Here is a 12,734-nt window from a genome sequence, read left to right on the forward strand (position 1 = left end):
GGCGGGTAATCTGAGGTGCCTCCGCCATGAAAAGCCCGATTTTGAAATTTCTGCCCATCTCGCTTTGGTCGATTCCATTCGCCGCCCTCACTGCTGAAACTCTGAAGCCCCCGGTCATCGGCGCTCAGAAAGATGGTCTGGCACCTGCAGAGGCAGCTGCGAATTTCACCACCTACGAGGGTTTCAAAATCGTCCAATCCGCTGCTGAGCCGGATGTTCGCCAGCCAGTGGCGATGACTTTGGATGAACGCGGCCGTGTCTGGATAGCCGAGGCTTATGAATACCCGAAACGAGCCAACGGGGATGTCGGTAAAGATCGCATTCTGATTTTCGAAGACACCGATGGTGACGGTGTTTTTGATGACCGAAAAGTTTTCGCCGAAGGACTCAATCTCGTGTCCGGCCTGGCGGTCGGTTTTGGCGGAGTGTGGGTCGGCGCCGCACCTTATCTACTCTATTTACCGGATTCCAATCACGATGATAAAGCGGATGGCAAACCCGAGGTCGTTCTGGATGGATTCGGCCTGCAGGACACTCATGAAACGCTGAATTCATTCATCTGGGGGCCGGACGGCTGGCTCTACGGTTGCCATGGGGTGTTCACTCACTCGAAAGTCGGCAAACCTGGGACGCCTGACAGTGAACGCATCCCCATCAACGCCGGCGTTTGGCGATTCCACCCCATCAGCAAAAAATTCGAAATTTTCGCCCAAGGCACCTCCAACCCCTGGGGACTCGATTTCAATGATCACGGCCAGGCATTTGTCACCGCATGCGTCATCCCGCACCTCTATCACATCATTCAGGGTGGGAGATATCAGCGGCAGGCTGGACAGCATTTTGATCCACATACCTATGATGATATCAAAACCTGTGCAGACCACCTCCACTATCGCGGTGATATTTGGGCAAATTCCCGCGACGGTTCATCATCCGATCTAGGTGGCGGACATGCCCATTGTGGACTCTCCATTTATCTGGGAGACAATTTCCCGGATCAGTTTCGCGACAAACTTTTGTTCAACAATCTACACGGCCACCGCGTCAACCAAGACGCTGCAGTCCCAAGCGGTTCCGGCTTCATCGGCAAGCACCAGCCTGATTTCCTCTTTTCCAACGATGCACAGCACATGGGAATCACGCTGCATTATGGCCCGGACGGCGGCCTTTTCTTAACGGATTGGTATGATAGTCAGATATGTCATAATGTTGACGTCGAAATATGGAATCGAACCAACGGACGAATTTATAAAATCACCTACGGAAATCCAAAATCCGTCTCAGTAAATCTCCAGCAAGCGCCCGATCTCGAACTGGTCGCGAACCAGCTGCAAAAAAATGATTGGTATGTTAGAGAGTCACGCCGATTGCTGCAGGAACGAGCAGCCGCGGGAGCTTTGGACTTTGATCAAGTTGTTCCAGCTCTTCAGCAAATTCTAAAAAACAACCCGGATGACACACGAAGATTGCGTGCATTATGGGCCCTGCATGTGATCGGAAAATTGGATCAAGAGCAGCTGCTCAAGGCATCCGAAGACCCAAGCGAATATGTTAGAGCCTGGAGCATACAACTTTCTAACGAATCCCAGCCGCCTGGGAAACGCATGCTTGAGCGCTGGCAAGTCCTGGCAAAGGAGGATCCATCGCCAGTGGTCCGGCTTTATCTTGCATCCGCTTTGCAGCGCATCCCGCTTGAGCAACGATGGGAACTGGCTGCCGCATTGAACGCTCACCCGGAGGACGCCGATGACCACAATCTTCCCTTGATGAATTGGTATGGCGTCAGTGATTTAGCCGAGCTTGATCCGGATTGCGCGCTTTCTCTTGCCCTAAACAGCTCCATTCCCACTGTCCGTCAATTGATGGTCCGGCGGCTTTGCGAATCCGCGGAAGGGCGAAACTTGGTCATCTCAAAGACGACCGCCGACCATGCCTCTGACATCCTAACCGGTGCGGCCATGGCACTATCGAAACAGCGAAATCTGGATATGCCAGATGGCTGGCAACAAGCGGCAGGTATTTTCCAAAATCTAACAACTCCTGCCAATCAGAGGGATTTCGAAATGTTAGCAACCATCTTCGGAGATCAGCGCATGTCGGGGAAATTCAGATCAACCTTGGCAGACAAATCTGCACCAGCTGCCGATCGCAAGGCTGCACTCCAAAACCTGCGCCGCATGAACGACACCAATCTCACTGAGATATTGCTCCGCGCTGCAGAAATTTCAGATGATCCATTACGAGGTGAGTGGATCCAAGCTCTCGCTTTAAGTAAAGATGAGCGGATTCCCGCATTTCTCATCGATTTGCTCCCAAAGCTCAACAGCCATGACAAAGCCGCCGCCGTTCAAACCCTCGCTTCGACAGAAACCGGGGCCGTTCTGCTGGCGAAAGGGCTGAGTCAATCAACCATCAAACGCGGCGAAATCAGTGCCTTTGCAGCGCGGCAAATGCGCAGTTATGACAATTCTTCGATCACCGCTGCGATCGAAAAATACTGGGGGGTGATCGCAGACCAAGACGATGCGAGCAAAGCCGAAGAAATCAAGAAACTGGCGACTCAACTCAGCCCTGATTTCCTGGCGACCGCCGATGTCCGGAAAGGTCGCCAACTCTTCCAGGCAACCTGTTTCGCCTGCCACCAGTTATTTGGCGAAGGCATGAAAATCGGACCGGATCTCACCGGTTCCAACCGAGCTGATACCAACTACCTGTTAGAAAATATCGTCGCACCAAGCTCGCTGGTGGGGGTGGATTACCAACTTCACACCATCCGCAAAACCGATGGCAGCGTGATCGCCGGCATGTTACGCGAACAATCCGATTCCAGTCTTGTTCTTGCCGTGATCGGCGGAAATGAGATCACCATTCCCATGGATGAAATTGCCGACCATCAGATTTCATCCACTTCCATGATGCCGGAGGGATTACTCGCAAATTTGAGCACGGAAGAAGCGCGAGATCTCATCGGATATCTCCAAAGTCCCCAGCAAGTACCACTTCCAGTTCCCGGAGAAATCATCATCGGGGATCAGGATTTGAAAGTGGCGGAACTAAATCGCGGCGTCATCCAGCAGCAATCCATGGCAACATTCAAAGCCGATCAATGGTCAGGTGGCACCCAGCTTTGGTGGCAACAGGGACAACCCGGCGACCGGGCTATTTTGCGATTCCCTTGTGAAAAGCCGGGAAATTACGAAGTATTCGCCGTTCTAACAGAAGCACGGGACTACGCCAAAATCCGTATTTCCCTCAATGGCGAACCCGGCATTGACTCCTTTGACGGCTTCCACCAACCGGAAGTCATTACCAGCGGAGAAATCTCCCTAGGCACCCACGAAATCAAGGCAGACGGCAATGAACTGGTTCTAAAAATCATCGGAGCCAACCCACAGGCAGTCCCCGCCTACATGGCTGGGATTGACCACCTAAGGTTGGCTCCTGTGCATTGAGCCTATTTCAAAATCTCATCCAGCACGCGCTTTGCGTGATAGATCTTCTCCAGCGACTCCACGATACTTGCCGGGTGAACACAAACCGTGCGTCCCCGCTCTTCCGTATACGCAAAGTCAGATACCAATCCGTGTGAATTCGAATCAAATACCAGACCGATTAATTCTGCTTTTTCATTTACAACCGGACTGCCTGAATTTCCACCAGTGATGTCGTTGGTGGTGACGTAGTCGACTGGAGTTTCCGGATTCAGTTGCGCCATGCTCGCCGACCATTTCGGTGAAAAATCAAATGGTGCTACGCCACCCTGATTGACACTCCGGGCTGACATTCCGCTGAATGTGGTTTCGTATGGAATGGCTACGCCATCCTCTGTATAGCCTTTGGCGACACCGAACGACAGGCGCAGCGAAAAAGTAGCATCCGGGTAATTGCTATCGCCTTCGATGGCGAATCGAGCCTCGGCAATTTCCTGGTGAGCTTCTGCCGTTGCCTCGGAAAACTCTTCCGCCTTGGCCCGTAATTCACGCCCCTCCGGGTCCACAAGGCGGGCAAGTTCGATCATCGGATCATTCGATGCATCGACCGCATTCTTGCCACCTTGGTAAAGCGCACGCCGTACTTCCACATCATCCATCTGCGTTTGGCTTACCAATTCCGCTGCACGCTCTTGGGGCGACTTCCCAGCGAGTATTTTTACCACGATGGGATCGGTTGCTCCAAGCTTGTCGCACAAAACCATCAGAGCATCCGCCATGCGAACCGTCTCCAAGTTTTTATAAAATGGACGATCCGATAGTAATCCGAGCTCTAACGAAACACGGCTGGCATCCTGATATTCACCCAATCTCTCACCATCGGGTTTTTCAGACTCATCAGCCACGCGCAACAACGTTTTTGCCATACCATATAGGCCAGTTCCGAAACCGCCTTCCAGCATTTGAATGCGAGGTGACAGCGCTTCCTCACCCGCAGTGGCTTTGGCAATTTGGTCGAATGCGGCATCAGCTTTTGCCCATTGATCATCGGCTTTCAATTGCTTGCGGAACGCATCTTCAGATGCCTGTTTTCTTTGCATGAAAGCTGGATCTAACAGACCGTTCAATCTTGCCATATACGCTTTGCGACCATTTTGAGTCCCAACAATCGAACCTTTCGCCCGACGGGCATTTTCCAAATCACGATCTGCCCAAGCGCGTAGAATCGCCTCGCTCCGCAACATCAGTGCCAATCGATCAGGCATGGATCGATCACGCATATCCTCCAATTCAGCCAGGGTGACCGAGCGGTTAGTACTCCCCGGATGGCCCGCCACAAAAGTCAGTTCACCCTCTTTCGGACCGTTCGAATTCCACTTCAAGAAATCCGGCGTCTTTGCGGGTTTGCCATTTTCATAAGCACGAAAAAAACTATAATCGAGGCAATAGCGCGGGAATTCGAAGTTGTCCGGATCTCCACCAAACGCACCTGCTTGGGCATCGGGAGCCATCACCAATCGGACATCCGTATAGCTCTTGTAGAGATAAAGTTGATAAGAACCTCCACGATAAAGTGTCACCACATCGCCTTTTTCATCAGGTTGATCGGTAGCATTCTTTTCAATTTCTGCGATCACCGCACGACGCGCTGCGACAGCTTTTTCACCGCTAAGGCCCTTCACGGCAGCGTCCACTTGTTGGGTCACATCGCGGATGCCTTGCAAGACATACAATTCCAATCCCGGGCACGGCAACTCAGCCTCCAGACTGTCGGCATAAAATCCATCTTTCAACAAATCGCGCTCCGCGGTGCTTAATTTTTCCAAGAAGCCTGAACCGACGTGGTGGTTTGTTAGAATCAATCCTTCGTCAGAAACAAACGATCCCGAGCCACCATTGTTGAATCGGACCGCAGCGTGCTGCAAATGACTCAACCATTCGGGTGTCATTTCAAATCCATACTTTTCTTTCACCTGACGAACAGGGGGCTTGTTGAAAAGCCACATCCCCTCATCGGCTTTCGCAGTGAGGATAGAAACGAACAATAGGCTGGTCAGCCGAATCGATTGGGCGGTCATCGCTGCGCAGAATAAGGAGCAATTCCAACCGGGCAACCTTTGCTTCGATGAAATCAGAAATTTCCGCGACTTAGACGATCGAGATCAATTCGTTGAAACGAAGTACCACTCTCGAACCGTAAAGTCCTCAAATCGCATATTCTCAACATGCCGCTTCGACTCTTTTTAACAGCCCTCCTTCTCCCAGTTGCCTGCGCCCAGGCTCGACAACCACTCGAAATTCGCTTCGACACGCCTCCAACTGGAGATGATTCATCAGTGGCAGACTTTTTCAGCGATGCTGAAAAATCCGTCTCATCAAAATGGGAATCCCAGGCACAGCCCGTCGGCAATGGCAGGATCGGAGCGATGATTTTTGGCTTACCCTGGAGCGAGTGCATTCAGTTCAATGATGCCAGCCTATGGACAGGAGACAAGAATCCATCGGGCGACAATGACCGGAATGGCGGCTTCGGGGCCTATCAAAATTTCGGCGAACTCTTCATCCGGCTGGATCGCCCGGAAAAAGCAGAAACCACCAACTACTCACGCACGCTAAACCTCCGCACCGGCATCCACACCACGTCCTGGACGTGTGATGGCATCACTTACCAGCGCGAGGTTTTCGCGAGTCACCCTGACCAGATCATCGCCATCAAAATCAGTGCGACAGGAGACCGGGAAATTTCCGGCGCCGTATCGATCAAGGATGCCCACGACCAACTTCCAACTGCCACGGGAAACACCGTATCATTCAGTGGGGAGCTCACCAATCACCTTCGTTATTCCGCCTCCGCAAGGGTTCTATCAGATACCGACAAGCCGAGCGCAGAAGGAAATGAAGTTCACTTCAAAGGACACGAAATCCTTATCCTGCTTGGAGCAGCAACCGATTACGCGCTTGATCCGGCAAAGGAATTTCGTAGCGGTATCGACCCAACTCAGACGGTCGAGCAACAGTTGACTGCAGCCGAAGGCAAACAGTTAGAATTGCGACAAAGACATTTGGACGATTTCACTCCGTATATGGACAGGACCGATCTTGATGTTGGACCAGCTCCTGACAAATCGATTGCGGAGCGATTGGCAGATTACCAAAAAGGCGGCGATGATCCGAATCTTGAGGCTCTGATGTTTCACTATGGCAGGTATCTCCTCGCTTCATGCTCGCGCGATTTCCTCCCAGCCAACCTGCAAGGCCTTTGGAACAATAGTAATAATCCTGCCTGGGGCAGTGATTATCATACCAATATCAACATTGAGATGAATTACTGGCTGGCGGAGCCTGCAAATCTATCAGATTGCGCCATGCCATTGTTCAATTGGACCGAGGCGATGGAACCCGAAACCCGAGCTGCATTTGTGAAAGCGTTTGGTGAGGAAACCCCTGGCTGGACCATGCGCACCTCTGTCAACATTTTCGGCGGCAACGGCTGGGAGTGGAATATGCCGTCATCCGCATGGTTGGCTCAGGCGTATTGGGACCACTATGCATTTACCGGTGATCAAGAGTTTTTGGGGAAACGTGCATGGCCACTCTTCGCCGATGTCTCCGCACTTTGGCTAAGCCATTTGATCGAGAAAGACGGCAAACTGCTCGCGCCAAACGGTTGGTCCCCCGAGCACGGCCCGCGGGAGGATGGTGTTGCTCACGATCAGCAAATGATCTGGGACTTATTTGATAATACTTTGGCCGCAGCAAAGATACTCGGAAAAAATGATGAGTTCGTCGCGAAGATTGCGTCCGCCAAGGACAAGCTTCTCGGTCCACAAATCGGCTCCTGGGGCCAACTGATGGAATGGACGACGGAACGCCCGGAGCTCGAAAAATCCGGCCACCGCCACACCTCCCATCTGTTCGCCGTTTACCCAGGACATCAGATTTCACAAACCATGACGCCTGATTTTGCAAAGGCTGCGGCCATATCTCTGGAAGCACGCGGAACCTCGGGTGATTCCCGTAGATCATGGACCTGGCCATGGCGACTCGCCCTTTGGGCTCGGCTCCATCAGCCACAAAAGTCTGCGGAAATGATGCGCGGCCTTTTGACCTACAATACCATGCCAAACCTTTTCACCACCCACCCTCCTTTCCAAATTGATGGCAATCTCGGTATCACCGCTGGCATCTGTGAAACCTTAGTTCAGTCCCAGGCTGGTGAAATTTCGATCCTGCCATCTCTTCTTCCCGAATGGAAAACTGGCAGCTTCAAAGGCCTGAAAGCACGCGGAGGATTCGAAGTAGGAGCCGCGTGGGAGAACGGAATACTCACCTCGGCCACGATGACTTCCTTACTCGGAAAACCTGCGAAGCTGCGGATTCATGGCGATCCAAAATCCATCACCGTAAACGGAGAACAAACCCTCCCAGCGGATCAAGACGGCACCTTCCTACTACCAACGGAAAAAGGCAAAAGCTACCATCTCACCTTCTAACAAACCGGAGTTCCAAGTGCTGCATGGGATTTGAAAATGCCCGCAATGAATCGGGCAACCGCCTGTGCAGCACCCGCATCGAAATCACACTCCGGCAGATGCAATTGCAGTGACCAACGATGGCCCGCTGCCACACGCCTGAGATACACATGCGACGGCGCACCACTCACACCGCCAGTTTGGTCGATTCGATATTTCGAACGAAGCTCGGTAATTGCACGCAATAAACGCGGCGTCGCTTCGCCTTCGATCCAGATTTTCGAACCGGGCGAGCTATGAATTTCTAACAATCCATCACAGGCGAGACCGGAAAAGCCGTTAACCACATGTCGGGAAGCTGCCGTATCGAGCTCTTCAGAATCTTCGACTTCATGCTCGAAGGCTACAGGGTCCCCGACCGGTAGTATTTTCACCATCGCACCGCCAACCAAAGCGGGATCCTCATCCAGCAGTCCAAGGAGCTGGATGGCAACTTCACTTGGCCCTGGGATGCCCACTCGATTCAATCCGATAATACCGAAGGTCTTTCCCGCATCAGGTGATGCCAGACCCGACATATGAGAAAAAATCGGGCAGCCAAATTTTCGTCCCAGATGGTAAACGGGAAAATCGATTCTAGCCGTCAGACGATCTGTGGACAAAGCACAGCGCTGCAAGGGAGCACGCAAGAAGTCGCTCAAGCGGCAATAATCCTCAGAATCCAATCGTTTCGGCATCATTTTAATTCCTACTTCCATGTAGGAATATTCGACACACGCGCTCACCGCAAGCAATAACCTCCATCATCTACGATTCTTGCCGGAAAATAATTCTTGTATTCGGCGCTCTTTCTCCTACTTCTTTGTCTAGTTTTACGAATGAACCTTTCAAAGAAATCCGAATACGCCTTACGAGCTACGATCAATCTTGGCATCGCAGCCGAGGTTGGGCGTGGCACTGTTTCAGGCGCGGAATTGGCGGAGGCGAACCGTCTTCCCTTAAAATTCGTGGAACGCATTCTCCAGGAGCTGCGTGACGCGGGCATCGTTGAAACCATGCGCGGCAAGTTCGGCGGCTACGCTTTGGCAAAGCCCGCCGATCAAATCGGCGTCGGGGAATTGGTCCGATTGATGGACGGTCGACTTGCCCCACTTTGTTGTGCGAGTGAGAACGCCTATCAGCCATGCACTTGCCCGGATGAAGATCACTGTGGGCTACGCATGGTCATGATCGATGTGCGCAATGCGATCGCCAACATTCTGGATCGGTATTCGATTGCTCAAGTCGTCGAGGTGACGCTGAGAAAAATGCGTCGCGATGGCATTGTTCCACCTTTTGCTCCAGCCAATAATTCCAGTGAGAAACCCGATTCTCCAAAACGTCGGGCCGATCCCGCTGACGGCTTTTTGGCGGGCCTCTCGCAATTAGCAACTTCAAATCCGAACCAAGATGACATCGACAAACTCTGATACTCCCCGCCCGGATCGCATCCAGGCGGAATGGTTAGAGGTAGTTTGCACCAAGGTTGCGAATCTACGCTTTGGCTCTGTTCAAATCACGGTCCACGATGGACGAGTGACTCAAATCGAAAGCATCGAAAAAACCCGCTTTGTGGCAGATCGCGAAGAAGCCCCATCAAAACCGCGTTCCTAACAATCTCATTTAACAACATCACATAGGCTAGGTCCTACCTGCGCCGCCCTGACTGTTAGCAAGACCGACCGGACAACCGGAGGAAATCAACAGGAGATGTAGAGACACGCCACGTGACTCTAACAGCTCTTCGATTTTCCCCGCTGTCTGGTCGGTCTTTTTTTGCCCCCGAATCTAATTCTATCAGAAATCATGACATCCATTTCTCCTACCAAAGCAACACCTCATCTTGCTCTCGCCTTGGGAGCCATTCTACTGACGCCGGATCTGACACTGGCGGATGAATCTTCTTTTGACGACTTATGGAAACTCGCAACTCTCTATCAGAATCCCAATAACCCGTATCTGGAACAATTCAAGTTACGTGGCCGCTACCAGGGGCAATACACGCACGTAGACTCGGACCGGGGTGAGTCATCAGACTGGGAAGACAGACGTTCCAGATTTGGCTTCGACGCCTTGATGTTGGAGCGAAAAATCGAATTACGTTTGGACTTCCAAAGCAATGACGGCTTCCAGGATTTCTACGATGGTTTGGTAGACGCCTATATCCGCTACAAGCCAAATGGATCGACTGCAATCACCCTTGGAAAAACCAAACCACTCATCGGTCAATATGACTGGCTTGAGTCGACTAACACGCAGCCAACCTTTGAGCGTTCTCAAATTTTCAACCAGCTCAACATCAATCGAGCCACAGCTTTTACGATCGAAGGCTCGGCTCAACCATTCACATGGCGTTCAGGAATCTATTCAAACTCAACCCCGGCTACCACGGGTGGCACAGGTTCATGGGGAGACGGGGAATTCGGCAACCTCGATGGAGGGTATTCTTACTCATTCGGGATCGGATACGATTTCAAGGAACAACTCGGAACCGAAAAAGCCGATGCTCGCTTGGATTGGCTACACAGCGAACGCAGAGAAGGTGATCGGGTACTTGGAAGATATGATGATATTATCGCGTCAACCTTCTGGATTAAACAGGGATCCGTAGCGGTCGTATTTGAAGACTATTACGCCACAGGCGGGAATGATGAAGACAGTGACGTTTTTGGATTTTTCATCCAAACCATGTATGATTTTGTTCCTGACAAATTTCAGCTTGTAGGTCGCTATTCGTTTTCAGCGAGCCGTGGTCCGAACGGAATTCGTCCTCAAGGCAGATATGAAAGCACGGCTGAAGCCATGCGCGGCGATACCTATCAGTCGGTTTACCTGGGCGGCCAGTATTTCATCCACGGCGATAAGTTAAAACTCCTTATCGGTGCCGAATATGCAGCTCTCGGCCAAAATAGCCACTCCGATCGCTACAACGGATTCGATCTCCTTGGCGGTCTTCGCTTTTCATTTTAAATCCATCAAAATCCATATTCATGCAATTATGAAACCACATCAAATCATCATTACGCTCCTATCACTTTCCATACTCATCACGTCTTGCGGAAAAAGCAAACAGAGTGGTAAAACCATCAAAATCCTGAATGTTTCCTACGATCCAACCCGTGAATTTTATGTAGAGATTAACGCCGCATTCCAGAAAAAGTGGGATGCCGAACATGGGAAACATCTCGAAATCGAGCAATCTCATGGAGGCTCAGGGAAGCAGTCACGATCGGTGATTGATGGATTGGAAGCAGACGTGGTCACCCTGGCGCTTGCTGGAGATATTGACGCAATTCACCAGCAAACCAACCGTTTACCGGAAAACTGGCAGACAAGACTGCCTTACAACAGTTCCCCCTATACCTCGACTATCGTTTTCGTGGTTCGGAAAGGTAATCCAAAGGCGATCAAGGACTGGAGTGATCTAACAACAAAGGGACTTCAGGTAATCACCCCCAACCCAAAAACATCTGGAGGCGCTCGCTGGAACTATCTCGCGGCGTGGACATGGGCGGCAAGAAATTATGCCGGTGATCAAACTCGAATACTCGATTACATGAACCGATTGTTCAAAAATGTTCCTGTTCTGGATACTGGCGCAAGAGGTTCGACTACGACATTCGCACAACGCGGCATTGGTGATGTCTTACTCTCCTGGGAGAACGAAGCATATTTGATTGAGAAAGAATTCCCCGGGCAAACACAAATCGTTTACCCGTCCATCAGCATCCTTGCGGAACCCCCTGTGGCGCTCGTTGATAAAAACGCAGAGAAACATGGAACACGCGAAGTTGCAGAAGCTTATTTGAAATTTCTCTACACCGACGAAGCCCAAGATCTCGCAGGAAAGCATTTCTACCGCCCTCGCAACGAAGAAATCGGCAAACGTTATCTCACGACATTACCTAGTATTCCGCTCGTAACAATCGACGAAGAATTTGGCGGATGGAAGAAAGCACAGAAAATTCATTTCGACGACGGCGGCACTTTCGATCGCATCTATCAACCTTAATGCATCTCCATCATCATGAAACTCGATAGTATCCCAGAATTCTTAAAATCCGAATATTTAACCATTGGCCTACTCGCGGCAAACTTAGGCTGGTCCGTACGGTTCATTGAAGGACTGGTTCGTGGAGAGCGTTTACCCGGGCTCGAAATCAACGGCGCATGGCACTTCAGACGTGACGACGTCATCGATTGGTTGGAGCAGAAAATTCAGACACTCGATGCAAATCGCGTCATCCAATTGGAACGGAGAATCGAATCCTCTCTGGCTTCCGAAGGAATATATCAAAGTCCGCTAACCCTTGACCGGATCGCGTCAAGGCTCCCTGATGAAGGCATTGAACTGGATGCACCGATCCATACCAAAAATGAAGTTATCCATGCATTGACAGGACTGGCAGAGAGAACTGGATTGTTGTTTGATCGCGACTATCTACTAGCCGCACTTCTGGATCGTGAAAGTCTATGCTCTACCGCGATGCCTGGTGGAGTCGCCCTTTGCCATCCGAGACGTCCCATCCCCACCGCCATCAGCACCCAGTTCATGTGTTTCTTACGAACGGCAAACCCTGTTCCGTTCGGTTCTGATGATGAGCTTACTGATGGCACAACCATCTTCTTTTTACTCTGCGCACCAGATGATCGCTCGCATCTTTATGGACTGGCGAGAATCGCCCGCATGCTCCATCACGGTATCCTCAGTGATCTGCGATCCGCAAAGAACAAGGAAGAACTGAAAGCAGTGATCGCCCAAACAGAGAATGAAATTCATATCTCACCTTGA

The 12,734-nt window shown here is 51.2% G+C and carries 9 protein-coding genes; 7 read left to right on the forward strand and 2 right to left on the reverse strand.

What is annotated here, in order from left to right; all coding sequences use genetic code 11:
* The first annotated feature begins 26 nt into the window (after nt 1–26).
* Nucleotides 27–3,452, forward strand: coding sequence for a PVC-type heme-binding CxxCH protein (locus tag JIN85_RS03560; RefSeq protein WP_200267734.1), 3,426 nt, complete (start codon nt 27–29; stop codon nt 3,450–3,452).
* A 2-nt stretch (nt 3,453–3,454) separates the two neighbouring features.
* Here the strand turns inward: JIN85_RS03560 and JIN85_RS03565 are convergent, their stop codons facing one another.
* Nucleotides 3,455–5,509 carry a S46 family peptidase gene (locus JIN85_RS03565; protein WP_200267736.1) on the reverse strand — a complete coding sequence of 685 codons (2,055 nt, stop codon included), beginning with the start codon at nt 5,507–5,509 and terminating at the stop codon, nt 3,455–3,457.
* Between the two features lie 147 nt (nt 5,510–5,656).
* On the opposite strand from JIN85_RS03565, the gene JIN85_RS03570 reads away from it, so the two are divergent.
* The gene (locus tag JIN85_RS03570; RefSeq protein WP_200267738.1) at nt 5,657–7,924 is read left to right on the forward strand and encodes a glycoside hydrolase family 95 protein; all 2,268 of its coding nucleotides are present in this window, start codon (nt 5,657–5,659) and stop codon (nt 7,922–7,924) included.
* Here JIN85_RS03570 and JIN85_RS03575 read toward each other — a convergent pair.
* Nucleotides 7,921–8,481 carry a hypothetical protein gene (locus tag JIN85_RS03575; RefSeq protein WP_200267740.1) on the reverse strand — a complete coding sequence of 187 codons (561 nt, stop codon included), beginning with the start codon at nt 8,479–8,481 and terminating at the stop codon, nt 7,921–7,923. The two genes, JIN85_RS03570 and JIN85_RS03575, sit on opposite strands and share 4 nt — an antisense overlap.
* A 300-nt stretch (nt 8,482–8,781) precedes the next feature.
* Here JIN85_RS03575 and JIN85_RS03580 point away from each other — a divergent pair, with 300 nt between their 5' ends.
* The 5 genes from JIN85_RS03580 (at nt 8,782) to JIN85_RS03600 (ending at nt 12,734) form a co-directional block, all read left to right on the forward strand.
* Nucleotides 8,782–9,372: an RrF2 family transcriptional regulator gene (locus JIN85_RS03580; protein ID WP_200267742.1), complete on the forward strand. Its 591-nt coding sequence runs from the start codon at nt 8,782–8,784 to the stop codon at nt 9,370–9,372.
* On the forward strand, nt 9,353–9,556 hold the full coding sequence (locus tag JIN85_RS03585) for a YezD family protein (protein WP_200267744.1): 204 nt from the start codon (nt 9,353–9,355) through the stop codon (nt 9,554–9,556). Before JIN85_RS03580 ends, JIN85_RS03585 begins: the two co-directional genes overlap by 20 nt.
* A gap of 192 nt (nt 9,557–9,748) precedes the next feature.
* Nucleotides 9,749–10,912, forward strand: coding sequence for a porin (locus tag JIN85_RS03590; RefSeq protein ID WP_200267746.1), 1,164 nt, complete (start codon nt 9,749–9,751; stop codon nt 10,910–10,912).
* Between the two features lie 28 nt (nt 10,913–10,940).
* Complete coding sequence (locus JIN85_RS03595; protein ID WP_200267748.1) at nt 10,941–11,954, forward strand: sulfate ABC transporter substrate-binding protein; 1,014 nt, start codon at nt 10,941–10,943, stop codon at nt 11,952–11,954.
* A gap of 15 nt (nt 11,955–11,969) precedes the next feature.
* Nucleotides 11,970–12,734: a PTS sugar transporter subunit IIA gene (locus JIN85_RS03600; protein ID WP_200267750.1), complete on the forward strand. Its 765-nt coding sequence runs from the start codon at nt 11,970–11,972 to the stop codon at nt 12,732–12,734.

This window comes from Luteolibacter pohnpeiensis, assembly GCF_016595435.1.
GTDB lineage: Bacteria > Verrucomicrobiota > Verrucomicrobiia > Verrucomicrobiales > Akkermansiaceae > Luteolibacter > Luteolibacter pohnpeiensis.

Excerpts from the sequence above, each read along its gene's own strand:
- JIN85_RS03570 (WP_200267738.1), top strand. The coding sequence starts at position 5,657 with ATGCCGCTTCGACTCTTTTTAACAGCCCTCCTTCTCCCAGTTGCCTGC.
- JIN85_RS03575 (WP_200267740.1), bottom strand. The coding sequence starts at position 8,481 with ATGTCGGGTCTGGCATCACCTGATGCGGGAAAGACCTTCGGTATTATC.
- JIN85_RS03560 (WP_200267734.1), top strand. The coding sequence starts at position 27 with ATGAAAAGCCCGATTTTGAAATTTCTGCCCATCTCGCTTTGGTCGATT.
- JIN85_RS03580 (WP_200267742.1), top strand. The coding sequence starts at position 8,782 with ATGAACCTTTCAAAGAAATCCGAATACGCCTTACGAGCTACGATCAAT.
- JIN85_RS03585 (WP_200267744.1), top strand. The coding sequence starts at position 9,353 with ATGACATCGACAAACTCTGATACTCCCCGCCCGGATCGCATCCAGGCG.
- JIN85_RS03595 (WP_200267748.1), top strand. The coding sequence starts at position 10,941 with ATGAAACCACATCAAATCATCATTACGCTCCTATCACTTTCCATACTC.
- JIN85_RS03600 (WP_200267750.1), top strand. The coding sequence starts at position 11,970 with ATGAAACTCGATAGTATCCCAGAATTCTTAAAATCCGAATATTTAACC.
- JIN85_RS03590 (WP_200267746.1), top strand. The coding sequence starts at position 9,749 with ATGACATCCATTTCTCCTACCAAAGCAACACCTCATCTTGCTCTCGCC.
- JIN85_RS03565 (WP_200267736.1), bottom strand. The coding sequence starts at position 5,509 with ATGACCGCCCAATCGATTCGGCTGACCAGCCTATTGTTCGTTTCTATC.